General features: G+C 67.2%; 23 protein-coding genes and 1 tRNA gene. 5 read left to right on the top strand and 19 right to left on the bottom strand.

The features are described 5' to 3' along the window. Nucleotides 1–50 precede the first annotated feature (50 nt). From QSJ95_RS04615 to QSJ95_RS04605, 3 genes are read right to left on the bottom strand one after another with little or no spacing between them, the layout of a single operon-like run. Complete coding sequence (locus QSJ95_RS04615; protein WP_043269651.1) at nt 51–809, bottom strand: TerC family protein; 759 nt, start codon at nt 807–809, stop codon at nt 51–53. 39 nt (nt 810–848) lie between these two features. After that, a complete protein-coding gene (locus tag QSJ95_RS04610) occupies nt 849–1,409 on the bottom strand; it encodes a mechanosensitive ion channel family protein (RefSeq protein WP_043269653.1) in 561 nt (186 codons plus the stop codon). Beyond that, complete coding sequence (locus QSJ95_RS04605; RefSeq protein ID WP_267853661.1) at nt 1,409–3,322, bottom strand: ATP-binding cassette domain-containing protein; 1,914 nt, start codon at nt 3,320–3,322, stop codon at nt 1,409–1,411. Before QSJ95_RS04605 ends, QSJ95_RS04610 begins: the two co-directional genes overlap by 1 nt. 47 nt (nt 3,323–3,369) lie before the next feature. Here QSJ95_RS04605 and QSJ95_RS04600 point away from each other — a divergent pair, with 47 nt between their 5' ends. Then, nucleotides 3,370–3,843 carry a TIGR02444 family protein gene (locus QSJ95_RS04600; protein WP_285640429.1) on the top strand — a complete coding sequence of 158 codons (474 nt, stop codon included), beginning with the start codon at nt 3,370–3,372 and terminating at the stop codon, nt 3,841–3,843. Here QSJ95_RS04600 and QSJ95_RS04595 read toward each other — a convergent pair. The 3 genes from QSJ95_RS04595 to QSJ95_RS04585 form a co-directional block, all read right to left on the bottom strand. After that, the gene (locus QSJ95_RS04595; protein WP_285640427.1) at nt 3,840–5,060 is read right to left on the bottom strand and encodes an AlgP family protein; all 1,221 of its coding nucleotides are present in this window, start codon (nt 5,058–5,060) and stop codon (nt 3,840–3,842) included. The genes QSJ95_RS04600 and QSJ95_RS04595 overlap by 4 nt on opposite strands. Nucleotides 5,061–5,384: 324 nt before the next feature. Then, nucleotides 5,385–5,852: a sigma D regulator gene (gene rsd / locus QSJ95_RS04590; protein WP_285640424.1), complete on the bottom strand. Its 468-nt coding sequence runs from the start codon at nt 5,850–5,852 to the stop codon at nt 5,385–5,387. A gap of 246 nt (nt 5,853–6,098) precedes the next feature. After that, nucleotides 6,099–6,581, bottom strand: a complete 483-nt coding sequence (locus QSJ95_RS04585) for a disulfide bond formation protein B (protein ID WP_009615049.1) — start codon at nt 6,579–6,581, stop codon at nt 6,099–6,101. Nucleotides 6,582–6,695: 114 nt separating this feature from the next. Here QSJ95_RS04585 and QSJ95_RS04580 point away from each other — a divergent pair, with 114 nt between their 5' ends. Next, complete coding sequence (locus tag QSJ95_RS04580) at nt 6,696–7,784, top strand: PQQ-dependent sugar dehydrogenase (RefSeq protein ID WP_281687284.1); 1,089 nt, start codon at nt 6,696–6,698, stop codon at nt 7,782–7,784. A gap of 62 nt (nt 7,785–7,846) precedes the next feature. On the opposite strand, the gene QSJ95_RS04575 is transcribed toward QSJ95_RS04580, so the two are convergent. The 6 genes from QSJ95_RS04575 to QSJ95_RS04550 form a co-directional block, all read right to left on the bottom strand. After that, nucleotides 7,847–9,085: a heme biosynthesis HemY N-terminal domain-containing protein gene (locus QSJ95_RS04575; RefSeq protein WP_009615047.1), complete on the bottom strand. Its 1,239-nt coding sequence runs from the start codon at nt 9,083–9,085 to the stop codon at nt 7,847–7,849. Continuing rightward, entirely contained in the window at nt 9,082–10,197 is a 1,116-nt protein-coding gene (locus QSJ95_RS04570; protein ID WP_043316365.1) for a uroporphyrinogen-III C-methyltransferase, read from the bottom strand. The genes QSJ95_RS04575 and QSJ95_RS04570 overlap by 4 nt, the downstream gene beginning before the upstream one ends. Before the next feature lie 22 nt (nt 10,198–10,219). Beyond that, complete coding sequence (locus QSJ95_RS04565) at nt 10,220–10,984, bottom strand: uroporphyrinogen-III synthase (protein ID WP_285640419.1); 765 nt, start codon at nt 10,982–10,984, stop codon at nt 10,220–10,222. After that, nucleotides 10,981–11,922: a hydroxymethylbilane synthase gene (gene hemC / locus QSJ95_RS04560; protein WP_009615043.1), complete on the bottom strand. Its 942-nt coding sequence runs from the start codon at nt 11,920–11,922 to the stop codon at nt 10,981–10,983. The genes QSJ95_RS04565 and hemC overlap by 4 nt, the downstream gene beginning before the upstream one ends. A gap of 171 nt (nt 11,923–12,093) precedes the next feature. Next, nucleotides 12,094–12,840: an alginate biosynthesis regulator AlgR gene (gene algR, locus QSJ95_RS04555; protein WP_064581703.1), complete on the bottom strand. Its 747-nt coding sequence runs from the start codon at nt 12,838–12,840 to the stop codon at nt 12,094–12,096. Nucleotides 12,841–12,844: 4 nt separating this feature from the next. Continuing rightward, nucleotides 12,845–13,915 (bottom strand): sensor histidine kinase, encoded by a 1,071-nt coding sequence (locus QSJ95_RS04550; RefSeq protein WP_009615041.1) that lies wholly within the window; start codon nt 13,913–13,915, stop codon nt 12,845–12,847. Between the two features lie 231 nt (nt 13,916–14,146). Here QSJ95_RS04550 and argH point away from each other — a divergent pair, with 231 nt between their 5' ends. Then, nucleotides 14,147–15,541 (top strand): argininosuccinate lyase, encoded by a 1,395-nt coding sequence (argH, locus tag QSJ95_RS04545; protein WP_285640414.1) that lies wholly within the window; start codon nt 14,147–14,149, stop codon nt 15,539–15,541. A gap of 385 nt (nt 15,542–15,926) precedes the next feature. Here argH and QSJ95_RS04540 read toward each other — a convergent pair whose 3' ends face one another. From QSJ95_RS04540 to gabD, 3 genes are all read right to left on the bottom strand, one after another. After that, entirely contained in the window at nt 15,927–17,156 is a 1,230-nt protein-coding gene (locus QSJ95_RS04540) for an HDOD domain-containing protein (RefSeq protein WP_285640411.1), read from the bottom strand. 223 nt (nt 17,157–17,379) lie between these two features. Next, on the bottom strand, nt 17,380–18,660 hold the full coding sequence (gene gabT / locus QSJ95_RS04535; protein ID WP_009615038.1) for a 4-aminobutyrate--2-oxoglutarate transaminase: 1,281 nt from the start codon (nt 18,658–18,660) through the stop codon (nt 17,380–17,382). 196 nt (nt 18,661–18,856) lie between these two features. Then, complete coding sequence (gene gabD, locus QSJ95_RS04530; RefSeq protein ID WP_009615037.1) at nt 18,857–20,308, bottom strand: NADP-dependent succinate-semialdehyde dehydrogenase; 1,452 nt, start codon at nt 20,306–20,308, stop codon at nt 18,857–18,859. A 608-nt stretch (nt 20,309–20,916) separates the two neighbouring features. Here gabD and QSJ95_RS04525 point away from each other — a divergent pair. Further along, nucleotides 20,917–20,993, top strand: a tRNA-Arg gene (locus tag QSJ95_RS04525). Nucleotides 20,994–21,281: 288 nt separating this feature from the next. Continuing rightward, nucleotides 21,282–21,404 (top strand): hypothetical protein, encoded by a 123-nt coding sequence (locus QSJ95_RS04520; protein ID WP_285640408.1) that lies wholly within the window; start codon nt 21,282–21,284, stop codon nt 21,402–21,404. A 16-nt stretch (nt 21,405–21,420) separates the two neighbouring features. On the opposite strand, the gene QSJ95_RS04515 is transcribed toward QSJ95_RS04520, so the two are convergent. From QSJ95_RS04515 to QSJ95_RS04500, 4 genes are all read right to left on the bottom strand, one after another. Further along, on the bottom strand, nt 21,421–22,065 hold the full coding sequence (locus tag QSJ95_RS04515; protein ID WP_285640406.1) for a BRCT domain-containing protein: 645 nt from the start codon (nt 22,063–22,065) through the stop codon (nt 21,421–21,423). Next, nucleotides 22,058–22,459 carry a hypothetical protein gene (locus QSJ95_RS04510; RefSeq protein WP_058487758.1) on the bottom strand — a complete coding sequence of 134 codons (402 nt, stop codon included), beginning with the start codon at nt 22,457–22,459 and terminating at the stop codon, nt 22,058–22,060. Before QSJ95_RS04510 ends, QSJ95_RS04515 begins: the two co-directional genes overlap by 8 nt. A gap of 112 nt (nt 22,460–22,571) precedes the next feature. After that, complete coding sequence (locus QSJ95_RS04505; protein WP_285640874.1) at nt 22,572–23,576, bottom strand: Wadjet anti-phage system protein JetD domain-containing protein; 1,005 nt, start codon at nt 23,574–23,576, stop codon at nt 22,572–22,574. Next, a complete protein-coding gene (locus QSJ95_RS04500; protein ID WP_285640403.1) occupies nt 23,527–24,933 on the bottom strand; it encodes a hypothetical protein in 1,407 nt (468 codons plus the stop codon). Before QSJ95_RS04500 ends, QSJ95_RS04505 begins: the two co-directional genes overlap by 50 nt.

The raw sequence follows: 24,933 nt of genomic DNA, 5'->3' as shown, positions 1-24,933 counted from the left end.
CAGGGCCCGCTCCTACAGGTGTGGAGGAAGCCCGGCGCGGGGCATGCCGATCAGCTCGGCAGGTCCTTGCGCAGCTTCACCGGCTCTTCGCCGCGCTTGCGCGCCAGGGCGCCGCGCAGGCGGATGTTGAGGGCTTCCACCGCCAGCGAGAAGGCCATGGCGAAGTAGACGTAGCCCTTGGGCACGTGGACCTCGAAGGCCTCGGCCACCAGCACGGTGCCGACCACGATGAGGAACGACAGCGCCAGCATCTTCAGCGACGGGTGCTTGTCGATGAAGTCGCTGATGGTGCCGGCGGCGAGCATCATCACGCCGACCGAGATGACGATGGCGGCGATCATCACCGGCACGTTCTGCACCAGGCCCACGGCGGTGATCACCGAGTCCAGGGAGAAGATGATGTCGATGATCGCGATCTGCACGATCACCGCCATGAAGCCGCGGCTCCTGGCGCTGCCCTGCCCGCCTTCCTCGGCGCCTTCCAGGCTGTGGTAGATCTCCATGGTGCTCTTGAACAGCAGGAACAGGCCGCCGAAGAACAGGATCAGGTCGCGCCCGGAAACGCCCTGGCCGAACACCTCGAAGAGGTCGGCGGTCAGGCGCATCACCCAGGTGATCGACAGCAGCAGGAGGATCCGCGTGCCCATCGCCAGCGCCAGGCCGAAGAACCGCGCCTTGGGCTGCTGCGCCGCCGGCAGGCGGCTGACCAGGATGGAGATGAAGATGATGTTGTCGATGCCCAGGACGATCTCCAGGGCGGTCAGGGTCAGAAAGGCGACCCAGATTTCAGGGCTAGCGAGCCATTCCATAGTGCGTGGGTATCCGTGTGGGAACAGGGGTTGTGGTTGTTATCTTCCGCTGCTCAGCCCGGGCCCTTTCCAGCGCCGGATGGCCTTCTGGAAGAACAGGCTGTTGGGCACCTGCAGCAGGGCGCTGGTGCCGTCCTCGAAGGTTTCCTCGAGGGTGGTGTAGAGCAGGTTGATGGCGCTGACGCGGCCCTTCACGCCGGGCTTGTCGGCCGACTCGATGACCTCCACCAGGTCGCCCAGGCGGAACGGCCCGACGGTGAAGATCAGCAGCGCGCAGAACAGGTTGGAAAGCACGCTCCAGATGGCGAAGAAGGCCACCGCGGCGACCGCGACGAAGCCGGTCAGCGCGGTCCACAGCACCTGGGCGGAAACCCCCAGGCGCTCCAGCACCATCATCAGCGCCGAGCCCATGATCAGCCAGCGCAGGCCGCCGCGCAGCGGCAGCAGCAGTTCGTGGGGGATCGGGTAGCGCTGCGCCAGGCGGTTCAGCCCGCGCGCCACCATGCGCTGCAGCACCCAGGCCAGCAGCAGGATGAGGACGATCTGCAGGCCGCGCAGCAATGGATCGCTCCAGGCGACGAGCAGCGGCAGGTCTTCCATCACTCGGCTCCTTCGAGCTGGGCCTGGAGGTTCTCCAGGGTTTCCAGGGCCACCAGCCAGGCTTCCTCGACCTCGGCCTCGCGGGCTTTCAGGCTCGCCTGCCGGGCCAGCAGGTCACGCAGTTCGTCCTTGCGCGCGTTCTCGTAGAGGGCGCTGTCGCCGAGCTTTTCCTCCAGCGCGGCGAGCTTCTCGTGGATGCCGCCCAGTTCCTTCTCCAGCTTGTCCGCCTCGCGCTTGTGCGGCGCCAGCTGCTGGCGCAACGCGGCGGCGGCCTGGCGCTGGGCGCGCTTGTCGGTCTTCTCGACAGACGCTGCGCCGGCATTGGCGACCGGCGCCTGGCGCGCGCGGAAATCCACCAGCCAGCGGGCGTAGTCGTCGAGGTCGCCGTCGAAGTCCTGCACGCGGCCGTCGGCCACCAGCAGGAACTGGTCGGTGGTGCTCTTGAGCAGATGGCGATCGTGGGACACCACCACCACCGCCCCGGAGAACTCCTGCAGGGCCATGGTCAGGGCCAGGCGCATCTCCAGGTCGAGGTGGTTGGTCGGCTCGTCCAGCAGCAGCAGGTTGGGCTTCTGCCAGGCGATCAGGGCCAGCGCCAGGCGCGCTTTCTCGCCGCCGGAGAAGTTCAGCACCGGCTCGTCGCAGCGCGCGCCGCGGAAGTCGAAGCCGCCGAGGAAGTCGCGCAGGGTCTGCTCGCGCTCGCCCGGGGCGATGCGCTGCAGGTGCAGCAGCGGGCTGGCCTTGGCGTCCAGCGAGTCGAGCTGGTGCTGGGCGAAGTAGCCGATGGCGAGGTTCTCGCCGCGCGCCAGATGCCCGGCCAGCAGCGGCAGGTCGCCGGAGAGGGTCTTGATCAGGGTCGACTTGCCCGCGCCGTTGGGGCCCAGCAGGCCGATGCGCGCGCCGGGCACCAGTTGCAGCTTGACCTTCTCCAGCACCGTCTTCTCGCCGTAGCCCAGGCGCGCCTCGGACAGGTCCAGCAGCGGGCTGGAAATCTTGTCCGACTCGCGGAAGACGAAGTCGAAGGGCGAGTCGACGTGGGCCGGGGCCAGCTCCTCCAGGCGTTCCAGGGCCTTGATGCGGCTCTGTGCCTGGCGCGCCTTGGTGGCCTGGGCGCGGAAGCGGGCGATGTACTTTTCCATGTGGGCGCGCTGCGCCTGCTGCTTCTCGTAGGCCTGCTGCTGTTGCGCCAGGCGCTCGGCGCGGGTGCGCTCGAAGGCCGAGTAGCCGCCGCGATAGAGGGTCAGCTTGCGCTGTTCGAGGTGCGCCACGTGGTCGACCACGGCGTCGAGGAAGTCGCGGTCGTGGGAGATCAGGATGAGCGTGCCCGGGTAGCCCTTGAGCCACTCCTCCAGCCAGAGGATGGCGTCAAGGTCGAGGTGGTTGGTGGGTTCGTCGAGCAGCAGCAGTTCGGACGGGCACATCAGTGCCTGGGCCAGGTTCAGGCGCATCCGCCAGCCGCCGGAGAAGTCGCCGACGCGGCGCTCCATCTGCTCGGCGCTGAAGCCCAGGCCGGCCAGCAGCTTGCGCGCCCGCGCGTCGGCGGTGTAGCCGTCGGCGTTGTCCAGCTCGGTGTGCAGGCGCGCCACGGCGGCGCCGTCATGGGCGTTCTCGGCGGCGGCCAGCTGCGCCTGGATCTCGCGCAGGCGCACGTCGCCGTCGAGGACATAGTCCACGGCCTGGCGCTCGAGGGTGTCCACCTCCTGGCGCATGTGCGCGATGCGCCAGTCGGCGGGGATCCGGCAGTCGCCGGCGTCCTGGCCGAGCTGGCCGCGCAGCAGGGCGAACAGGCTCGATTTGCCGGCGCCGTTGGCGCCGATCAGGCCGACTTTCTGGCCGGCATGCAAGGTCAGTTCGGCACCTTCCAGCAAGCGCTGGGGGCCACGCTGTAGCGTAAGATTTTGGAGTCGAATCATGGCGGCGGAGTTTATCAGCTTCGCCGCGCAACCGCTGTGGGAGCCCTATGACAGAAGATATCTGGTCGTTTGCCCTCGACCTCTACGCGCAGCCGGGCGTCGAGGCGGCCTGCCTGGAGCTGCAGGAAGCCGGCGCCGACGTCTGCCTGCTGCTGGCCGGGGCCTGGTTCGCAGCCCGTGGCCGGGCCTGCTCCGGACAACGCCTGGATACCCTGGCGAAGGCCTCCGCCAACTGGCAACGCGAGGTGGTCAAGCCGCTGCGGATACTGCGCCAACAGTGGAAGGCGGGGGCGCAGGACGACGCCCATCTGGAAGAACTACGGGAAACCCTGAAAACGCTGGAGCTGCGCGCCGAACGCCTGCAACTGGAGCGGCTGGCGGAAGCGGGACGGGGCTGGACGGAAGAGGCCGGAAGCGAACTGGACGCCTGGCTGCAGGGCTGCGCCGGCGAAGCGGGAAAGACACGCCGCGGTGCGCTGCAACAGCTGCGCACCGCGGCGGCTTCGCGAGCGGCGTCTTAGGAAGCGCTGCTCGGAGTGGCGGCCGGAGCGCTCGGCGCTACCGGAGCCGGTGCGGCGCTGGCGACCGGAGCGGTCGACGCGGCCGGGGCAGCGGGAGCAGCCGGGGTAGCGGCCGGAGCTGCAGGCTTGGCGGCGACGGCGGGCTTGGCCGCGGGTTTCGCAGCGGCGGGCTTGGCGGCCGGTTTGGCAGCAGGCTTCGCAGCGGTGGGCTTGGCAGCCGGTTTGGCGGCAGGCTTCGCAGCAGCGGGCTTGGCAGCCGGTTTGGCGGCAGGCTTCGCAGCAGCAGGCTTGGCAGCCGGTTTGGCAGCAGGCTTCGCAGCAGCGGACTTGGCAGCCGGTTTGGCGGCGGGCTTCGCGGCAGCAGCTTTGGCAGCCGGCTTGGCGGCGGGCTTCGCGGCAGCAGCCTTGGCAGCCGGCTTGGCGGCAGGCTTCGCAGCAGCAGCTTTGGCAGCCGGCTTGGCGGCGGGCTTCGCGGCAGCAGCCTTGGCAGCCGGTTTAGCGGCGGGCTTCGCAGCAGCAGTTTTAGCAGCCGGCTTGGCGGCGGGCTTCGCAGCGGCAGCTTTGGCAGCCGGCTTGGCGGCGGGCTTCGCAGCGGCAGCTTTGGCAGCCGGTTTAGCGGCGGGCTTCGCAGCAGCAGCTTTGGCAGCCGGCTTGGCGGCGGGCTTCGCAGCAGCAGCCTTGGCAGCCGGTTTAGCGGCGGGCTTCGCGGCAGCCGGCTTGGCGGCAACGGCCTTGGCGGCCGGTTTGGCGGCAGGCTTGGCAGCGGCAGCCTTGACCACCGGCTTGGCGGCGACAGGCTTGGCGGCGGCAACCGGCTTGCGGGTGGCCAGCGACTTGCCGACCGCTTCCTTCACCTTGCTCACGCCCTGGGCCAGCTTCAGGCTTTCCTGGACGTCACGCTTGAGGTTGGCGATGTAGGCGCGGGTTTCCGCCTGACGGCCCTTCAGTGTTTCCAGCACCTCTTCCAGCTCTGCGATGCCGGCCTTGGCCTTGGCTTGTGCCTTGGCCTTCCCGGACTTGCCTGCTTCCTGCAGTTTGGTGCGTGCCTTGTGCAGTTTGTCCTGCGCTTTGGCACGTTGCTTTTCCAGCTTGGCGTGCAGTTTCTCGGAGTCCACCAGGGCCTGCTTGCAAGCGGTCTCCAAGTGCTCGATCAGACTGTGGGAAAGTTGCTGCAGCAGATGCAAAGGGGTGGTGACAGGTTTCTTGTTGGCCGACATGACGTGCCTCCTGGCGTACGTGGTTGCGCCCATACTAGACCCGCGCAGGCCCTCTCGCCAACGCCCCCATAAAGCTGAAACCCGCGCCAGGCACAATCTGCAGCCGTTTTTCCACAGGCCGGACAGCAGCCCGCGGGCACGCCACCTCCAGCGACACCCTCGCCAACGACGCCACAGACTGCCGCCACGAGGCCGTCAGGCGGAACTTTCCGAATGGCTGTAAGCCTCGTAGTACGCGGCTTTCAGCCACCCCGACGAGGTTTTCGCGGGCATGAAAAAAGGGCGCGTCCGCAAGGACCGCGCCCCTTTTCCCGCCCGCCAGAATCAGGCGGTGACCGTGCACTGTTCGTGGGCGTTGTGCAGCACCTCGATCAGGCAATCTTCCAGTTCGAAACGCTCGTGAAGCTGTTGGCACAGCAGCTTCAACTCGTTGGTGAGGCAGGTGCCTTCGCGGCAATCGCCGTTGTCGCAGCGATCGGTGAAGTTCAATGCGGACGCGGTGATGGCTTCCAGGCGCGGGTAGATCTGCTTGGCCAGTTCCAGGCCGCGCGCATCGCCAAAGGCCTTGGCCTCGTCCATCAGCTGTTCGTAGACCTCGAAGTGGCCGGCGGAGACGTAGTCGACCAGGCGCTGGCAGAAGTTCTCCAGCCCCTCGCCATTGACGGCGGGCGCCTGGGGTCCGGATAGCGAATCGAAGGCCTGGATGAGTTCCTGGCGGTCACGCAACCAGCGGTCGATCAGTTGGTGGACGCCTCCCCAACGTTCCTGGGCATTGCGGCAGCTCTCGAGCATCTTGTCCTCGCTTCCCTCGGCCTGTCCCGGCGGTTCCGCGGCGGGACAGTTCTCTGTCGAATGCGGGCACTCGCCGGCGTTCTACCGCTCTGATGGCGGAATCCCGGCGGTGCGGAAGACCAGAGTATGCCCGCGGGATGTCCGCTTCAAGACACCTTTCGCGGGAAAATTCATACGAGCGTTTAATCGGCAGCCCGCGACGGCGCTGGCTTCGCGCCGTAGGACAGTTCTGCTGCCGCGCGGCGATCAGCCGCGGCGCAGAAACTGGAAGACGGCGAACAGGGCGAAGCCGACGAAGGCCAGCAGGCTCCACTCCGGGATGCTCAGGCTGAGCAGCGTCCAGGTCACCTCGGCGCAGTCGGCCGAGCCGTGGAACATGGTCCAGAGGATGTCCGCGTAGGGCATGGTCTGCATCATGTAGTCCAGCGGCGGCAGGCAGGACGGCAGTTGGTCCGGCGGCAGGGTCTGCAGCCAGATCTGCCGGCCGGCGGTGCCGGCCCCGCCCAGCGAGCAGAGCAGCACCAGCACCGAGTAGACGCGCCGGCCACGGCCATGCAGCGCGGCGATCAGCGAGAACAGCCCGGCGCCGGCGAAGAAGATGCGCTGCACGATGCACAGCGGGCAGGGTTCCAGGCCGACGACGTACTGCAGGTAGAAACCGGCGCCGAGCATGGCGGCGCAGGCGAGGAAGGCGAGGAAGAACAGGGAACGCGGGCTGGCCAGGTTCATGGCGGCTCCAGTGGCACGGCATTTTCGGAAAGGCCGCTACGGTAGAGGAAATTCCGCGGGCCTTTCAAGGCGGCGGGCTAGACTGGGCCGGACAGCCATCAGGGAATTCCTACCATGCGTCGACAGCTGATCCTACTCGCCGCGCTGCTGTTCGTCCCCCTCCCCGGTGCATTCGCCGCCTCGGTCGTGGAGCGGCTCAAGGTGCCCGAAGGGTTCCGCATCGAGGTGCTCAGCGACCAGCTGCCCAACGCCCGCGCCATGGCCCTGGGCAGCGAGGGCACGCTCTTCGTCGGCAGTCGCGAGGCCGGCAAGGTGTATGCCCTGCGCCCCGGCGAACAGCGCCCGCGGGTGATCGCCAGCGGCCTGAAGATGCCCAGCGGCGTGGCCTTCCACCAGGGCGATCTGTACGTCTCGGCTGTCAGCCGCCTCTACGTGCTGCGCGACATCGAGACGCACCTGGATGCGCCGCCAAAGCCCGAGGAACTGCCGCCGCAGTTCCCCGGCGAGACGCACCACGGCTGGAAGTTCATCGCCTTCGGCCCCGACGGCAAGCTCTACGTGCCGGTGGGCGCGCCCTGCAACATCTGCCGCCCGGACCGCGAGCGCTACGCCAACCTGCAACGCATGCAGCCGGACGGCAGCCAGCGCGAAGTGGTGGCCTATGGCGTGCGCAACACCGTGGGCTTCGACTGGGACGCCCAGGGCCGGCTGTGGTTCACCGACAACGGCCGCGACCTGCTCGGCGACGACCAGCCCGACGACGAGCTGAACCGCGTGGGCAAGGCCGGCGACGACTTCGGCTACCCGGACTGCCATGCCGGGCGCATCGCCGACCCGGAGTTCGCCCAGCGTCCCTGCTCGGCCTTCGTGGCGCCGGTGGCCGGCCTCGGTGCCCACGTGGCGGCGCTGGGCATGCGTTTCTACAGCGGCGAGCAGTTCCCCGCCGAGTACCGCGGCAACGTCTTCATCGCCGAGCATGGCTCGTGGAACCGCAGCCGCAAGGTCGGCTACCGGGTGGTGCGCGTCGAGCTGAACGCGGACGGCTCGCTGAAACGCCAGAGCCTGTTCGCCGAGGGCTGGCTGCAGCCCGACGAGGAAGTGCTGGGACGCCCCGCCGACGTGCTGGTGGCCGCGGACGGTTCGCTGCTGGTGAGCGACGACATGGCCGGGGCGATCTACCGCATCCGCTACGTCGGCAAGTAGGCGAAAGCCGTCAGCCAAAACGAAAGCGGCGCCCGAGGGCGCCGCGTTTCATCCGAACCGTCTTACGCTTTCGCAGGCAGCTGGACTGCACTGCCTACGGGCGCGCCGAACAGGCCGAGGCCTTCCTGGAACAGCCTGTTGCTGCGCTCGGTCTCCCCCAGGTGCGCCAGCAGGCGCGCAAGCTCGGCACAGGTCTCGGCGCTGTGCTGGCGGGCCAGGCTGGCCTCCAGGTAGTCGCGGGCCTTGCCCCAGAGCTTGTCGGCCAGGCACAGGCGGCCCAGGGACAGGAGCAGGACGGGGTCGTCGGGGTACTTCTTCAGCCAGGCCTCGGCGTTCTGCAGTTGGCGCGCCGGATCGCCGCCGCGGGCCTTGCCGTAGAGCAGCATCAGGCGCTCGTCGTAGCCTTCCTTGAGGGCCTGGCGCAGGACCTTCTCCGCCTCCTCGGGCGCGCCCAGGCGCAGCAGCTGCTGGGCATAGGCGGCGACCAGCAGCGGCTGGGCGCGCAGGTTGGCGGGCAGGTTCTGCCAGGTCTGGGTGAGCGGCTGCAGGGCCGTCTCGCCCTGCCCCACGCCCTGCTCGCCGGCGGCTTCCAGGGCGGCGATCCAGGCGCGGCGCTCCAGGTCGCTGAGCTGGGCGTTCTCCAGCACGCGCTCCTTGCGCAGTTCCGGCAGCAGGGCCAGCAACGGGCGCCAGTCCTGCAGGCTGACGTAGAGCTGCTGGAGCAGGCGCAGCACCGTGGGGTGGCGCGGGTGTTCCTCGTGCAGCTTCACCAGTACCGCGCGGGCCGGTTCGAAGGCGCCACGGTTGATCAGCAGTTGCGCGCGCGTCAGGCCCACGGCCAGCTCCGTGCCGGGCTGGCGTTCCAGGGCGCGGTCGAGCAACTGGTCGCACTCGTCGAAGCGCCCCAGCTCGTTGGCCGCGCGGGCCGCGCCCAGGTAGCTGGACAGGCTGTGCTGGTTCAGTTCGGCGGCGCGCCGCAGGTGGCGCAGGGCCGGGGCCCAGTGGCCTTCGGCGAGGTCGCGCTGGCCGTGTTCCTCGGCCATTTCGGCGCGGCGGCGGCGGTTGAAGCGCGACCAGGGGTTGACCACCCGCCCGGACACGCCGACCAGGCGCAATACCAGGCGCACCGCCAGGTACAGCAGCCAGACCAGCGCCAGCAGGGCGAGGAAGGTCCACAGGCTGGATTCGTAGCGGAAGCTCTTGTAGGCGATCAGCACGTAGCCCGACTGCTCGGCGATGGCCAGGCCGACCAGGGTGGCGGCCACCACCAGGGCCAGGACCAGCAGGTAGACGCGGCTCATTGGCTACCCTCCGCCTGGGGCGCGGCGGGCGCCTGCTGCTGGTCGAGGGCGGCCTGGTCGCGGCGCACCACGTAGGCCTGCAGGGCGCCCAGCGCCGGGGTCAGGTCGGGCACCTGCACGGCCACCGGCTGCTGCGCCAGCTCGTCGATGCGCAGGCCCAGGGCGCGGCTGTCGGCGAGGTCGGCGTTGAAGAAGTCGCCGAGGATCTGCCGGGCCTGCTTCAGGGCCTGTTGGTAGACTTCCTGGCGCCCGTTGAGCGCGGCCCACTGCGCCTGCTCCAGGGCCAGGCTCAGGGCCAGGCGCACGCGCGTCAGCTGTTGCCCGGAGAGCAGCGGGCGCACGTCCTGGCCGGCGTTGAAGTCGATGCGCACGTAGCGCGAGATGCGTTCCCACCACTGGTCCAGGGTGCTGCTGCCGTCGCCCCAGGCGGTGGTCGAGGCCTTGCCCGGGCCTTCCTTGAAGCTCGGCTCCAGCGGTTGCAGCTGGGCGGCCTGCTCGCGCAGCGCGCCGAGCTGCAGGAACAGCCCGGTGCGATCCGGCTGCGGCAGGCTGCGCAGGGCTTCGAGGCTCTTGGCCAGTTGTGCGCGGGCGGCGAAGGCGCCCGGGTCGTTCTGCGCGCGGAGGATGTCGTCGGCGCCCTGCACCAGTTGCGTGGCGCTGTCGATGTCCTGCAGCGCGGAGAGGCGCAGCGAGGCGAGGCGCATCAGGTGCTCGGCCTCGGCCAGGCGCCACTGCTGGCGGCTCTGCCCGAGGACCTGCTTGAACTGCTGGGCCAGGTGCTGCTGGTCGCCCTGCAGCTCGACCACCAGGCGCCGGCGGGCCTCCAGCTCGTCGGCGCTGGGCAGCGCATCCAGGCGCTTGTCCAGCGCGCTGTTGTGGTTGAGCAGGCTCTGCGCCTCGCCACGGGCTTCTTCCAGCTGCTGCGCGCGGGCCTGGTCGCGGGCCTGCAGCTGCTGCGTCTGCCACAGCCCCCAGCCACCGACGCCGAGGCCGGCGACGCCGACCAGCAGGGCGAGCAGGGCCAGGCCGTTGCCGGACCGGGCCGGAGCGGGCGGGGTCGGCTCGACGGGGGTATCTTGCGGGGTGTCTTGGGGAGTGACGGCTTCGCTCACAGGTCCATCCTTCGCTCGGAAATTATTCTTCGTCGGCGCCCCTGAGCGCCTCCAGCAGGGCCGCGGCATTCGCCCCGCGGCAATCGATCACGTGTCGCGCACCGGCTTCCCGGGCCAGTTCGGCGACCCGCGGGCTGGGCACGAACAAGGGTAGCCCGGCCAGCCACGGCCAGTCCTCCCCGGCCACGCGCAGCAGGTGTTCCAGGCCCTGGCCGCTGCTCACCACCAGGCCGTTCAGTGCTTCGTCACGCACCCGCCGCGCCAGCTCGCCCGCCGGGTAGTCCGGCAGCACGCGACGGTAGAGTTCCAGATAATCCACCGCCACGCCTTGGCCGCGCAGGCGCTCGGCGAGGAATTCCCGGCCACCTTCGCCACGCAGGATCAGCGCCCGCGGCCCGGGCACCTGCAGGGCGCGGGCCAGCGCCGGCAGGGCCAGCAGCGCTTCGCTGTCGTCGCCGTTCTCCGGGTGGTGCACACGCAGGCCGTAGTCATCGAGGATAGCCGCGGTGGCCGCGCCGACCGCGAACCAGTCCTGGCGCGCCGGCGGTTGCGGCCAGTAGCGGTCGAGACGCTCCAGACCCAGGCGCGCGGCAGGCTTGCTGACCACCACCACGGCGCAGTAGCGGTCCAGGTCGAGCAGCAGGCTGCGCTGCTCGGAGGTTTCTTCCAGCGGCTCGATGGCCAGCAGCGGCAGGCTGGCGCTGGCCACGCCGTGCTCGGCGAGGCTGGCGGCCAGGGCCGCGCACTCGTCCTGCGGCCGCGTCAGCAGCAGGCGCCAGTGGCTCACTGCGGGCCGGCCTCGCCATAGACGGCGGCGAGGATATCGGCCGCGCCCTGTTCCAGCAGGTCTTCGGCGACCTTCACGCCCAGCGCCTCGGCCTCGGCCAGGGGCGCGCGGGCTTCGGCGCGCAGCAGTTGCGTGCCGTCGGGCTGGCCGACCAGGCCGCGCAGCCACAGCTGCTCGCCCTCGCGCACGGCGTAGCAGGCGATGGGCACCTGGCAGCCGCCGTTGAGGCGCTTGTTCAGCGCACGCTCGGCGGTCACCCGCAGCGCGGTGTCGGCGTGGTGCAGCGGCGCCAGCAGCGCGTGGATCTCGCTATCGGCGCTGCGGCATTCGATGCCCACGGCGCCCTGGCCGCCGGCCGGCAGGCTGTCCTCGACGCCGATGCTGGAGCGGATGCGCGCCTCGAAGCCGAGGCGGATCAGGCCGGCGGCGGCGAGGATGATGGCGTCGTATTCGCCGGCGTCGAGCTTGGCCAGGCGGGTGTTGACGTTGCCGCGCAGGAAGCGGATCTGCAGGTCCGGGCGGCTGGCCAGCAGCTGTGCCTGGCGGCGCAGGCTGGAGGTGCCGACCACGCTGCCGGCGGGCAGCTCGGCGAGGCTGGCGTAGGTGTTGGAGACGAAGGCGTCGCGCGGGTCCTCGCGCTCGCAGATGCAGTACAGGCCCAGGCCCTCGGGGAAGTCCATGGGCACGTCCTTCATGGAGTGCACGGCGATGTCGGCCGCGCCTTCCAGCAAGGCGGTCTCCAGTTCCTTGACGAACAGGCCCTTGCCGCCGATCTTCGCCAACGGCGCATCGAGCAGCTTGTCGCCGCGGCTGGTCATCGGCAGCAGGCTCACGCGCAGGCCGGGATGGGCCTGCTCCAGGCGGGTCTTGACGTACTCGGCCTGCCACAGGGCCAAAGCGCTCTGACGGGTGGCGATTCGGATTTCGCGGGACGACATGGGCAATTCCGGACAAAGGACTGCCGGGGATGATAACAGGCTTCGGCGCCCAGGCTTTCCCCCCTGCGACGCCAAAGCAGGCTTTCGGACCATCCCTGGGATTGCGCTTCGCCAGCGAACCCTATCCGGCCTCTCGCTCCTACGAAAATCGCCTCGGCGCGCCTGCAGCCCTCAAAGGTTGTGCATCAAGCGGCGCACGCCGGCGACGTGGCGACGGCTCACGGTCAGGGCGTCGCCGTCCAGGCCCTTGAGGTAAAGCTGAAAATGCCCCAGCGGGGTGCGCTGCAGGCGCTCGATGCGCTCGCGCGAGACCAGGGCGTTGCGGTGGATGCGCACGAAGCGCTCGCCGAACTCGTCCTCCAGCGCCTTCAGCGGCTCGTCCAGCAGCACCTCGCCGCCGTCGTGGCGCAGGGTCACGTACTTGTGGTCGGCGATGAAGAAGATCACGTCCTCCAGGGGGATCAGCTCGATGCCCTTGCGCGTCCGCGCGCTGATGTGGCTGCGCGGGCCGGGGCCGCCGGCGGCCGGCGGCTTGGTCAGCGCCGCCAGTTGGATGCGGTTGGGCCTGGAAGCCTTCTTCAGGGCCTCGGCCAGGTCCTCGGCGCGCACCGGCTTGACCAGGTAGCCGACCGCGCTGACCTGGAAGGCCTCCAGGGCGAATTCATCGTGGGCGGTGCAGAAGATCACCGCCGGGGGGGCTTCGCGCTCGCACAGCTTGGCGGCGACCTGGAGCCCGTCCAGGCCGGGCATGCGGATATCCAGCAGGACGATATCCGGCTTCAGGCTGTCGATCAGCGCCAGCGCTTCTTCGCCGTTGCTGGCGGAGGGTTCGAGGACGCGGTAGCCGTCCAGTTGCCCCACCAGTCGGGCCAGGCGCTCGCGCGCCAGGGGTTCGTCATCGACGATCAGGACATTCATAAGCTCAGGCTTCCTGCATGAGACGCGCACATGGATAGCGTAGACAGGTGTAGTGCCGTCCGTCACGGCGTTCGACGCTGAGACTCGCTTTTGGCCCGAAAAGTGCCGCAATTCGCGCTGCGATATTCTGCAGCGCCTGCTTGGTCCCCTTCGTGGGCAGCGTCTGCGTCGACTCGTCGTAAGGGTTGCTCACGCACAGCTGGAACACACCGTCACGATAGTCCGCCTCAACCTTCACCAGGCCGCCTTCGATGCGCGGCTGGATACCGTAGATCAATGAATTCTCCAACAGTGGCTGCAGGGTCAGCTGCGGGATGGGCACGCCGTCGGGCACGCCGCTCACCTGCCAATCCAGTTGCAGCCGGTCGCCCAGGCGATACTGCTCTATGGAAAGATAGCGCCTGGCCAACTCCAGTTCCTCCCCCCAGGAAATTAAAGTCCCCGGCTTGGCCAGGCTGGCGCGGAACAGGTCCGACAGGTTCAGCACCGCCTGTTCGGCCTTGCCCGGGTCCAGCTCGATCAGGCTGGCGATGCTGTTCAGGCTGTTGAACAGGAAGTGCGGACGGATGCGCGCCTGCAACGACTCGATGCGCGCGCGCAGCTCGGCCTGTTCCTGCCTGCGCCATTGGCTCTGCAGATAAAAGTAGCGTAGCAACAAGGCCGACATGATGAGGGCGATCAACGCATGGCGCAGGTACAGGTTGACCTCGCCCTTGATCGACAGCGGCCCGCCCAGGGCGTAGTAGTCGGCCACCGCGGTGCAGCCGAGGGTCAGCAACACCACCAGCAGGCAGCTGGCCAGCCCCGCGCCCCACGCCGGCCAGCGCGCCAGCAGCGGCCGCAGGCGGCACAGCAGGCCGGCCGAGAGCAGCACTATCCACTGCACGAACAGCGAGGCCAGGGCCAGGCGCACCCAGTTGAAGCTGGGCGTCATCGGCTCGGCCAGCACCAGTACCAGCACCAGCAGCTCGGCCAGCAGGACCAGGCTGAACAGCGCTTCGCTCTGGCACAGTTCGGGAATGAAGAAATCGTCTTGGGTTGCCGGCTGGTCGCCGGTCTTGGCTTGGTTTGGCATCGACGAAGTTTCCGCAAGCCTCCACGCCTCGGCAAGCGGCTCGTAGCCTGCCGGGCGAATTCGAGCACCGAAATGTCGACTGCGCCGCGCCCGGGCGGGGCGCCCCTTGTCCTTCCCCCGCCACACCCGTCGCGGCGCACGCCGTTTTTGACCTTCAGCCTGCTATTATCGTCGGACTTTGCCCTTCCTGCAGGCGGCGAACGCGCCTGCCCGTTTCCGCGAGAGAGATCCATGAGCGTAGAGAAGACCAACCAGTCCTGGGGCGGCCGCTTCAGCGAGCCCGTCGACGCCTTCGTCGCCCGCTTCACCGCCTCCGTCGACTTCGACAAGCGCCTCTACCGCCACGACATCATGGGCTCCATCGCCCACGCGACCATGCTGGCCAAGGCCGGCGTGCTGACCGACGCCGAGCGCGACGCCATCATCGACGGCCTGAAGCAGATCCAGGACGAGATCGAAACCGGCAGCTTCGACTGGCGCGTCGACCTGGAAGACGTGCACATGAACATCGAGGCGCGCCTGACCGACCGCATCGGCGTCACCGGCAAGAAACTGCACACCGGCCGTTCGCGCAACGACCAGGTGGCCACCGACATCCGCCTGTGGCTGCGCGACGAGATCGACATCATCCTTGCCGAGATCACCCGCCTGCAGCAGGGCCTGCTGGGCCTGGCCGAGGCGGAAGCCGACACCATCATGCCCGGCTTCACCCACCTGCAGACCGCCCAGCCGGTGACCTTCGGCCACCATCTGCTGGCCTGGTTCGAAATGCTCAGCCGCGACTACGAGCGCCTGGTGGACTGCCGCAAGCGCGTCAACCGCATGCCCCTGGGCAGCGCCGCGCTGGCCGGCACCACCTACCCGATCCAGCGGGAAATCACCTGCGAACTGCTGGGATTCGAAGCGATCTCCGGCAATTCGCTGGACGGCGTGTCCGACCGCGACTTCGCCATCGAATTCTGCGCCGCCGCCGCCCTGGCGATGATGCACCTGTCGCGCTTCTCCGAAGAGCTGGTGCTGTGGACCAGCGCGCAGTTCCAGTTCATCGACCTGCCCGACCGCTTCTGCACCGGCTCCTCGATCATGCCGCAGAAGAAGAACCCCGACGTGCCGGAACTGGTGCGCGGCAAGTCCGGCCGCGTGTTCGGCCACCTCACCGGTCTGCTGACGCTGATGAAGGGCCAGCCGCTGGCGTACAACAAGGACAACCAGGAAGACAAGGAACCGCTGTTCGACGCCGCCGACACCCTGCGCGACAGCCTGCGCGCCTTCGCCGACATGGTCCCGGCGATCAAGCCCAAGCGCGAAATCATGCGCGAGGCGGCCCGCCGCGGCTTCTCCACCGCCACGGACCTGGCCGACTACCTGGTGCGCAAGGGCCTGCCCTTCCGCGACTGCCACGAGATCGTCGGCCACGCGGTGAAATACGGCGTGGACAGCGGCAAGGACCTGGCCGAGATGAGCCTGGAAGAACTGCGCAAGTTCAGCGACCAGATCGACGACGACGTCTTCGCCGTGCTGACCCTGGAAGGCTCGGTGAACGCCCGCGACCACATCGGCGGCACCGCCCCCGCCCAGGTCCGCGCCGCCGTGGCGCGCGGCCGGGAGCTGCTGGCCAAGCGTTGAGGCGTTAGCGCGTCAGTTGCGAAGGAACGCCGCTTCCCGTGAGGGGAAGCGGCGTTTTTTATTGTCTGCGCGCGGCTGTGAACGGTAGCGGCCCTGCCCGCGAATCGCGCGCAGGGCGCGCTCCTACAGGGGAATGGCGCAGGTGGGGCGGCGTAGGACCGCGAAACGCGCCGGAACGTCCGGCTATCGCGGAAAAGTTCCTACGTACCAGGAAGCACGGCTTTTCGTAGGATGGTGTTGAGCGAAGCGATACCCATCACCGCAACCGCATGGGTTTCGCAAGCTCAACCCATCCTACGAAAAGCGCTTCGGCGCAGCCGGCAAGACAGCCGCTCCCACCACAACCGGCGGGCACGGCTTCTCGTGCAGCCGGAAACGGCTGATCCTACGAAGCGCTTGGCTCCTCGGCGTCACAGAACTTCTGCAGCAACTGCAATTCCACCGGCCCCAGCCCGAGCATCCGCAGCGCCTTCTCTTCCTTCAACTGCCCAGCCTGGGAAGCCGGCAAACGTGCCGCCCTGGCCGCCAGGTTGAGCACCAGCGCCTTGCGCGAGAACACCCCGCTGCCCATGCCGTAGCACGCGGCGACCAGCCCGCGCAGCTCCAGCGGCAGGCGCCAGCGCGCGCGCAGCGTGGAGCCGAAACTGGCGCCGAAGGCCTTGAGGCTATCGTCGATCTCCTGGTCTTCCAGCGCTCCGCCGCGCCGGCACCACTCCTCCAGGGTACGCAGCACCGCGAGGTCGCCCAGGCAATGCAGCAAGCCCGCGGTGTAGCAGCGTGGCGCGTCGACGTCGAGGCTCTCGGCCAGGGCCTCGGCGGCATCCGCGGTGCGCTGGGAAAGCGCCCAGAACGCCGCGGCGCGCTCCTTCAGGCGTGGCTCCACAAGCTGCGCGGCGCGCTCCAGGCTGAGCCCCAGGACCAGGTTGCAGGCCTGGGCCAGGCCGAGGCGGGCCAGCGCCTGGGCGAGTGTCAGGCAGGGCATGCCGACGTGCCGCGCGGCGCTGTTGGCCGCGGCGATCAGGCAGGCGGTGATCTGCGGGTCGCGGCCGAATTCTTCCTCCAGCTGCTCCAGGCTGACACCCTCGGTGTTCAGGCAACGGCTCGCCGACTCGCCGACCTCCGCCAGCAGGGGCGCGCCCTCGGCGGCGTCGCGGGCCTCGGCGAGGAAGTCGGCCAGGCTGCCGGTGGGCTCCCGGGGCACGGCGCAGCTGACTTCCTGCCCCGGCTCCAGCAGCAGGCTGCGTAGGCGCTGGCGCAGGTCCTCGGCATTGAACGGCTTGACCAGGTAGGCGCTGGGCGCCAGCGGCAGCACCGCGCGCACGCTGGCCCCATCGGCCTTGGCGCTGATCAGGATGAAGTCCGGCGCATTTGCCCCGCGGCGGCTGCGGCGCAGGTGGCGGAGCAGGTCAATGCCGTCGGTGCCGGCCAGTTCCTGCTCGGCCAGCACCAGGGCGAAGGCGCGCAAGCGGCAGGCATCGATGGCCTGGTCACCGTCCTCGCAGTATTCGATGGCCGCGTCGCAACGCACGCTCAGCACCAGTTGGCCAAGCAGTTCGCGGTTCCAGGGGTCGGCGGCGGCAACCAGAACGGTCGGCGCGGCGCTGAGTGCTGTCATGGAGATCCTCTCGCAGATGCGCGCGCACCTTAACCGAGTCGCAAGGCGCCTGCCAGAGGGCAGCCCGGACGACATCGCGCGCAGGACAGGATAGCTGATGCGGCGCCGCTCTCCGATACGACCAAGGGGGTAGATGCGTCACGGCGCCGCAGCCGGAGCGGAACCCCGGAAAAAGAAAAGGCCCGCTTGCGCGGGCCTCTTCCGGCACTGCCGAACGAGCCGATCAGGCCAGTTCGTCGAAGCACTCGGCCAGGATGGCCAGGCCTTGCTTCAGCTGGGCGTCCGGGATGGTCACCGGCATCAGGAAGCGGATCACGTTGTAGTAGGTGCCGCAGGAGAGCAGGATCAGGCCCTTCTCGCGAGCACGCACAACGATCTTGCTGACCAGCTCGGCCGCCGGCTTGTTCACGTCGCCGCCTTCGAACAGCTCGATGGCGACCATCGAACCCAGGCCACGGACGTCGCCGATCACCTTGTGCTTGGCCTGGATCTCGCGCAGGCCGGCCTTCAGGGTTTCGCCAACGGCTTGCGAACGCTCCAGCAGTTTCTCTTCGTCGAACACCTTCAGCACGGCCAGGGCCGCGGCGCAGGCGATCGGGCTGCCGGCGTAGGTGCCGCCCAGGCCACCGGGGGCGATGGCGTCCATGATCTCGGCCTTGCCGACGACGCCGGAGATCGGGAAGCCGCCGCCGACGGACTTGGCGAAGGTGGTCAGGTCCGGGACGATGCCCAGTTGCTCGGTGGCGAAGAAGGTGCCGGTACGGCCAGCGCCGGTCTGCACTTCGTCGGCGATCAGCAGGATGCCGTGCTCGTCGCACAGGGCGCGCAGGCGCTGCATGAACGGCTTGGAGTTGACGTAGAAGCCACCCTCGCCCTGTACCGGCTCGATGATGATGGCGGCGATGTCGCGCGGCTGGGCGTCGTTCTTGAAGATGCGCTCGATGCTGGCGATCGACTCGTCTTCGCTGATGCCGTGCAGTTCGCACGGAGCCAGGGCGCGGAAGATGCCGCCCGGCATCAGGCCCATGCCGGCGGAGTACGGAACCACCTTGCCGGTCAGGCCCAGGGTCATCATGGTGCGGCCGTGGTAGGCGCCGGTGAAGGCGATCACGCCGGCGCGGCCGGTGGCGGCACGGGCGATCTTCACGGCGTTCTCGACCGCTTCGGAGCCGGAGGTGACCAGCAGGGTCTTCTTCGGGAAGTTGCCCGGCACGCGCTTGGCGATCTCTTCGGCCAGCTCGATGTAGGGCTCGTAGGCCAGCACCTGGAAGCAGGTGTGGGACAGCTTGGTCAGTTGCTCCTGAACGGCGGCGACCACTTTCGGGTGCAGGTGGCCGGTGTTCAGAACGGCAATGCCGCCGGCGAAGTCGATGTACTCGCGGCCTTCGACGTCCCACACGGTGGCGTTCTCGGCGCGCTCGGCGACGACCGGGTGGATCTGGCCCACGCCGCGCGGAACGGCGGCCTGGCGGCGTTGCAGCAGGGATTCGTTGGTTTTGCTCATAGCTTCCTCAGTGGCCGCTCATCGGTCGGCCGGGTCAAAGGATGAAGACGGGGAGAAGCCACTCGCGACAGCATACGATGATCGACTGTCGCGGCACTTGCGGCCCGCCGGGTGGGTTGTCCGGTGCCACCACCGGAAAACGCCGGCGCGGGGGTGGCTGCCGGCTCTTGCCTGCCACCCCCGCGCCCACGGGAAATCAGATGCCGCCCAGGCAGAGGTACTTGACCTCGAGGTAGTCCTCGATGCCGTACTTCGAACCTTCGCGGCCCAGGCCGGAGGCCTTGATGCCGCCGAACGGCGCGACCTCGTTGGAGATCAGGCCGGTGTTGATGCCCACCATACCGTACTCCAGGGCCTCGGCCACGCGGAACACGCGGCCCAGGTCGCGGGCGTAGAAGTAGGAGGCCAGGCCGAACTCGGTGTCGTTGGACATGGCGATCACGTCGGCCTCGTCCTTGAAGCGGAACACCGGGGCCAGCGGGCCGAAGGTCTCGTCCTTGGAAACGAGCGCGTTCTTCGGCACGTCGACCAGGATGGTCGGCTCGAAGAAGGTGCCGCCCAGGGCGTGCGGCTTGCCGCCGGCAACGACCTTGGCGCCCTTGCCCACGGCGTCGGCGATGTGCTCTTCGACCTTGGCCACGGCCTTGGAATCGATCAGCGGGCCGGTGGTCACGCCGCTTTCCAGGCCGTTGCCGATGTTCAGCTTGGCCACGGCGGCCTTCAGCTTCTCGACGAAGGCGTCGTACACGCCGTCCTGCACGTACAGGCGGTTGGCGCAGACGCAGGTCTGGCCGTTGTTGCGGTATTTGGAGATCAGCGCGCCTTCGACGGCGGCATCCAGGTCGGCGTCGTCGAAGACGATGAAGGGCGCGTTGCCGCCCAGCTCCAGGGACACCTTCTTGATGTCCTTGGCGCATTCGGCCATCAGCTGGCGGCCGATTTCGGTCGAGCCGGTGAAGGTCAGCTTGCGCACGATCGGGTTGCTGGTCAGCTCGCCGCCGACTTCGCCGGCGCTGCCGGTGACCACGCTGAACACGCCTTTCGGAATGCCGGCGCGCTCGGCCAGCTCGGCCAGGGCCAGGGCGGAATACGGAGTCTGCGAAGCGGGCTTGAGCACCATGGTGCAGCCGGCGGCCAGGGCCGGGCCGGCTTTACGGGTGATCATCGCCGAGGGGAAGTTCCACGGGGTGATGGCCGCGGTGACGCCGATCGGCTGCTTGATGACGATGATGCGCTTGTCCGGCTGGTGGCCGGGGATGGTGTCGCCATAGATGCGCTTGGCTTCTTCGCCGAACCACTCGAGGAAGGAGGCGGCATAGGCGATCTCGCCCTTGGCTTCGGCCAGCGGCTTGCCCTGCTCGATGGTCATCAGGCGGGCCAGGTCGTCCTGGTTCTCGATCATCAGCTCGAACCAGCGGCGCAGCTTGTTGGCGCGCTCCTTGGCGGTCAGCGCGCGCCAGGCCGGCAGGGCCTTGTCGGCGGCCTCGATGGCGCGGCGGGTTTCGGCGGCGCCCATCTTCGGCACGCTGCCGATGATCTCGTTGGTGGCCGGGTTGTTGACCTTGATGGTCTGACCGCTGTCGGCGTCCACCCAGGAACCGTCGATGTAGGCCTGTTGGCGGAACAGCTTGGCATCATTGAGTTGCATGACCAGTCTCCTTCGAGGAAAGCCATAAGCAGCGGGTCTACCTCGACTACCCCGCCTGCTCTTGTTGTCCGGGAAGCATTGGAGGGGCGCTCGCCCCACCCGTTCCATCGTCCCGCCGCGCCGCCCGCCAGGGGACGGCACCGGCGCTAGCGCAGGGTCGCCGATCGTCGCGCACGGGCGCGCGAAAACGGACCACGGCGGTAGCCGTAGCCGGTCAGGTCAACCGGGAGATCCATGGACGGGATACGCTGCGGAAACGCCACCACTGCAGGAATCGGCTGCTGCACGGCATCGCGCGCATTCGCCAGGCAGTACGGAAGTCGGTCATCCCACTGGCACGAGGCCGGGTACTGTGACGCCAATTCCCCTGTCTCCTGTTGTTGTGGTGGGCGTTTGAAATGTCAAACGCATCCTAGGGCCCCATCCCCCAAAGGGCAAGGGGTCGTTCGAAAAAACCAACGAAAGTACATGCCACCCGGCGCCTCCAGGCCAGCCCCGGCCGACGGGCGGCAGACCGATTTCGAATTAACCAGGGCCACGCCCGAACGATGGACGCAAGCCGATCAGATGCGTATGATTGCCGCCTGCCGCGCCAGCCGCGGCCATGCGCATCCGTAGCTCAGCTGGATAGAGTACTGCCCTCCGAAGGCAGGGGTCGTGGGTTCGAATCCCGCCGGATGCGCCATCCATATAAAAGGCCCAGGTGAAAACCTGGGCCTTTTTCGTTTCCCGCCGCCGCCCATGCGATCAGAACGGCCCCGAGTCCAATGGGGTTCAGTGCTATGCGGGCTTCATGCCATCGCGGGTGCCGGAACCGACATTGGCAAGGCTACCCTCTGCCTTCCTGCCGCATGCAGATAGCCAAACCCGCCTGAAACCACTCTTCCCAGCGCCTGTAAAATTTTGTCTATTCAGACGCCGCTATTTCAAATAATGTTGGTCCAATTCAAAAATCTCTAGCCAGGAGCACCGAATGGAAAGCCAATTCATCGGCTATGCCTTTCTGGTCGAGGCCCTGAAGCTGAAGGTCTTCTCGATCCAGCATTCCGCGGTGATCAGGCCTGTCACCCGACAGATCGAGCAACGAAAGGACTAAACCAGTCCTAGCCTGCTTAACCGAACAGCGCCGCCTGCCAGTGCTTCTCACTGACGATGGCCAATGAACAGCCACTCTCCCGCAGCTCCACCGCCTTCTTGATCTTGGTGCCATAGGTACTGTGGAGCCATTGCTCGTTCCCTATTTCGCCAACGACCAGGTAGTGGACCTTCTTGCTCACGCCGGGTGCGATCTGGCCTCCGCGCTCGATAACCAATGCCTCGCAGTCCTTGCGCGGACCGTAGGCCATGACGCCCGTGAACAGAAACAACCGCCCATTCCATACGAGCTCAGGGACGGGGCGATCGAGAGGCAGTGCATTCGAAGGAACGAAAGCGTTGTCGCTCGCCCTGGGTTTGGCTGCGCTCAAGCCTGCGAAGCTGCGAAGGATTTCCAGCAGCTCCGCGGACTCGTCTGCATCCAGCACGCCATCGGAGAGCATGTCCGATAGCCGGCGATACAACAGGTTGATCACCGGATCCTCGAGGTGCACGAGGTTGGCCGAGATCCAGTTCTCCAGAAACTCGGCCTCCTGCTGGTTGATATGCCCGTCTGCAGTAATACCGGCGGCCAGGCCCACCAGGGCGTCCGCAGAGCGCCGATCGATGCGCGCCTCATGGAAAAAGCGGCTGCCTTCGAATTCCCGATGCAGATCAACCATTGGCATCCTCTACTTCATCGCTGCCTCCAGGGCCGGCCAGCTTCGCCAGGTCGGAGGTGAACACCACCGTCATGCCCGTTGCCGAGCAAACCAGGGAGAGCTCCTTGGCGAGGTCGATGTGCAGATCCTCACCACGCAGGCCCTGCCATTCGGCCAGGTATCGAAAGGATCCGAACTTCTCAGGTTTCTTGAGGCGTTTCACGACACCGCCTTTCCACCCCAAGGGCGGCAACTGCCCTGCCAGGCAGGCCTCGGCCAACTGCGGCTCGGCCGCAGCACGTCTCCGGCCAACCTCCCAGCATTGGATAAACCCCCGGTCGGCTCCCTTCCAGGTCTCGTACCAATCCAGGCCTGAACGTAGAGGTTCGCTGATTGCACGATGGATGGTATTCACTTTGTAAATCTCCCCGTCCGTTACCCTCGCCAGGCAACGCTGAATTCGAGAAGCAGAAGATCTGAGCGCTCGCCTGACGGCTCTAGGTAGATAAAAGGCTACCGCGCCATGATCACGGGCACGTGCTTTTTCCGGTCCATGCAGCAATGGCCAGGAACACCTGTTCCCTGGGTAGATATTCCTGCTCCAAACGGCCACGCTCCTGCATGAACAGGTATCGATAGAAATCCATCTCACTGGGCAGCAAACCATCGGGAACTACAGATTGCGCCCTGGTCGGCTCGGTCACCGCACAGGCCGATGCATACCGGTCGAACAACGCCTGCTCCATCAGCAACGCAGCGACCGCGGGCTGATGAAGCCTTGCTCGCGCCAGCATCAGCAACCCCCAGGTATCCATGTCTCCCCAATATGCAACCTGTTTGTCGGCCAACCCTGGGGACGCCAGCCACTGTAGATCGAGCCCGGCCCCCAGTACGGCAACGGTGCCCGGCACCTCCGGCAGCAAGTGAATACACTGCTCGTTCTCCACTACGAGCAGACGCGAACCTGGCAGAGAGGCTTCGGCCAATTCAGCGGTGGTGAGCCTGAGCCGCTTGAAAGGCAAGAGCCCGACCTGTAGAGGAACGACCAGCACCCAGTGGCTACTCTCGTCGAAGGCATCCAGAAAGGTGGTCAGCCCCTGCCCGGACACTTCACCTTCGAAACGTTCATCGAGAAGCTTCGTCAGCAAGGTCGAGTTTCGTTCGAAGAACTTGGTATCCACACCGTGTTCGACCAACAGACGCAACGGACGACCCCGGGCGCATCCCGGAGATAGACGGGTAGCGAGCTGTGCAGTTGCGACCACCTCGTCAGGTGGTTTCGTCAACCACAGGCTGCGCTGGGCCACCAGCAACGAATGAAAGGAACTGTCCACCCGTTCGACCAGATACTCGAGTTGGGCGTATTCCCGACTGACGTCAGGATCACTCGCCGCAGCAATCCATTCGGATGGGTTATGCAAACGCCACCGCATGGGCAAGGAGATAGGGACCGCCCCTGCCCGGTAAGTGACGGACTCCCAGTCAACCACACCCACTTGCACCCGCCGCCAGGCCTCTATCAACGAAGTCATAGCGTTCAGCATTCAAGGCGAACCCCGCCTGGTTCCAGCCACCGCCGTTCAGCGACAACTCGCCAACCTCGATATCGCGGGCCTGGGTGAAGTGACTGCCGCTTGCCCGCAGTACCGCCACGGCATCGACATCCAGGGTCACGGTGCTATCGGTGAAAACCGCCTCGGCCAAGCGGGTAGCCATCACCCGTACGTTGGCGTTGATCACCGTCAGCGTTGCCGTCAGCTCTCCGTCGGCGCCCAGGTCCAGCAACGTCGTCGCGGCCTTAGCCTTTTCCAGGCCGGTGTTGTCGATGATCAGTTCGGCCTGCCCGCTCGACAGGTCATTCAGGTAAACCGTGCCGGCACTTCCATGCTGGGCATTTCGGCCGTAACCACCCCGAGCCTGCACGCGCTGAACCAGTGCCGCGCGGTCCACCTGTTGGAAATGCACGGCGATACGACCACCACCACCGCCACCGTAGCTGTAGTAACCCGTATCGCCACCTCCATTGGCCTGAATTAACGCTTCGGCCCCCAGTTCCAGCGTACCCACTCGCAAAAGAATCGAGCCGCCGCTTCCGGAACCGTAATAATTACCCTGGTACTGGCCGTTGGCCTGGATCAGGCCACCCAGCCTCAGCAATGGCGTTTCCAACACCAGTGCTCCGCCACCACGCGTAAAGTTGTTACTTGAACCACGACCACCGCTTCCAAAGTCCCACGGCTCACGGAAGTCACCGTAGGGGGTGTTGGTCGGGCCAGACTGGTAGAGGCCACCGGTACCGCCATGGCTCCCTCCCGTGTACGGGCCGATAACCAATGTTCCCAACCGCCCCTTGCCACTCACATCGATACGCGAGCTCGCGTCCACTTCGATCTCGTCGGCTTTGATGGCAATCGCCTGTGTAAAGTCCTCGGATGCCAAGGGTGTCGTGATAACCCCACCGCTAAGTACCCGGACCTTCTTCCACGTAGCGCTGCGATGCAAAGCGACCGTGAATCCCTCAACCACCAAGTCGGTCTGGGCACCGCCGAACGCCCCACTCATATCCAGCAGGCTGCCAACAAACTCATAACGCTTGGCGTCCAAGGCGAACCCTGCCTGGCTCCAGCCGCCACCGCTCAGCGACAACTCGCCAATCTCGATATCGCGGGCCTGAGTGAAGTGACTGTCGCTTGCCCGCAGTACCGCCACGGCATCGACATCCAGGGTCACGGTGCTATCGGTGAAAACCGCCTCGGCCAGTCGGGCAGCCATCACCCGCACATTGGCGTTGATCACCGTCAACGTTGCCTTCAGCTCTCCGTCGGCGCCCAGGTCCAGCGACGTCGTCGCGGCCTTGGCCTTGTCCAGACCGGTGTTGTCGATGATCAA

The organism is Pseudomonas sp. NBRC 100443, from assembly GCF_030268185.1.
Lineage (GTDB): Bacteria > Pseudomonadota > Gammaproteobacteria > Pseudomonadales > Pseudomonadaceae > Pseudomonas > Pseudomonas citronellolis.
The sequence above is the reverse complement of the archived record's forward strand: the minus strand, read 5'-3'. Positions and strand labels throughout refer to the sequence as shown.

What these genes read in the sequence shown, in the direction of transcription:
- QSJ95_RS04615 (WP_043269651.1), bottom strand. Translation starts at nt 809, where the DNA reads ATGGAATGGCTCGCTAGCCCTGAAATCTGGGTCGCCTTTCTGACCCTG.
- QSJ95_RS04610 (WP_043269653.1), bottom strand. Translation starts at nt 1,409, where the DNA reads ATGGAAGACCTGCCGCTGCTCGTCGCCTGGAGCGATCCATTGCTGCGC.
- QSJ95_RS04605 (WP_267853661.1), bottom strand. Translation starts at nt 3,322, where the DNA reads ATGATTCGACTCCAAAATCTTACGCTACAGCGTGGCCCCCAGCGCTTG.
- QSJ95_RS04600 (WP_285640429.1), top strand. Translation starts at nt 3,370, where the DNA reads ATGACAGAAGATATCTGGTCGTTTGCCCTCGACCTCTACGCGCAGCCG.
- QSJ95_RS04595 (WP_285640427.1), bottom strand. Translation starts at nt 5,060, where the DNA reads ATGTCGGCCAACAAGAAACCTGTCACCACCCCTTTGCATCTGCTGCAG.
- rsd (WP_285640424.1), bottom strand. Translation starts at nt 5,852, where the DNA reads ATGCTCGAGAGCTGCCGCAATGCCCAGGAACGTTGGGGAGGCGTCCAC.
- QSJ95_RS04585 (WP_009615049.1), bottom strand. Translation starts at nt 6,581, where the DNA reads ATGAACCTGGCCAGCCCGCGTTCCCTGTTCTTCCTCGCCTTCCTCGCC.
- QSJ95_RS04580 (WP_281687284.1), top strand. Translation starts at nt 6,696, where the DNA reads ATGCGTCGACAGCTGATCCTACTCGCCGCGCTGCTGTTCGTCCCCCTC.
- QSJ95_RS04575 (WP_009615047.1), bottom strand. Translation starts at nt 9,085, where the DNA reads ATGAGCCGCGTCTACCTGCTGGTCCTGGCCCTGGTGGTGGCCGCCACC.
- hemC (WP_009615043.1), bottom strand. Translation starts at nt 11,922, where the DNA reads ATGTCGTCCCGCGAAATCCGAATCGCCACCCGTCAGAGCGCTTTGGCC.
- algR (WP_064581703.1), bottom strand. Translation starts at nt 12,840, where the DNA reads ATGAATGTCCTGATCGTCGATGACGAACCCCTGGCGCGCGAGCGCCTG.
- QSJ95_RS04550 (WP_009615041.1), bottom strand. Translation starts at nt 13,915, where the DNA reads ATGCCAAACCAAGCCAAGACCGGCGACCAGCCGGCAACCCAAGACGAT.
- argH (WP_285640414.1), top strand. Translation starts at nt 14,147, where the DNA reads ATGAGCGTAGAGAAGACCAACCAGTCCTGGGGCGGCCGCTTCAGCGAG.
- QSJ95_RS04540 (WP_285640411.1), bottom strand. Translation starts at nt 17,156, where the DNA reads ATGACAGCACTCAGCGCCGCGCCGACCGTTCTGGTTGCCGCCGCCGAC.
- gabT (WP_009615038.1), bottom strand. Translation starts at nt 18,660, where the DNA reads ATGAGCAAAACCAACGAATCCCTGCTGCAACGCCGCCAGGCCGCCGTT.
- gabD (WP_009615037.1), bottom strand. Translation starts at nt 20,308, where the DNA reads ATGCAACTCAATGATGCCAAGCTGTTCCGCCAACAGGCCTACATCGAC.
- QSJ95_RS04520 (WP_285640408.1), top strand. Translation starts at nt 21,282, where the DNA reads ATGGAAAGCCAATTCATCGGCTATGCCTTTCTGGTCGAGGCCCTGAAG.
- QSJ95_RS04515 (WP_285640406.1), bottom strand. Translation starts at nt 22,065, where the DNA reads ATGGTTGATCTGCATCGGGAATTCGAAGGCAGCCGCTTTTTCCATGAG.
- QSJ95_RS04505 (WP_285640874.1), bottom strand. Translation starts at nt 23,576, where the DNA reads ATGACTTCGTTGATAGAGGCCTGGCGGCGGGTGCAAGTGGGTGTGGTT.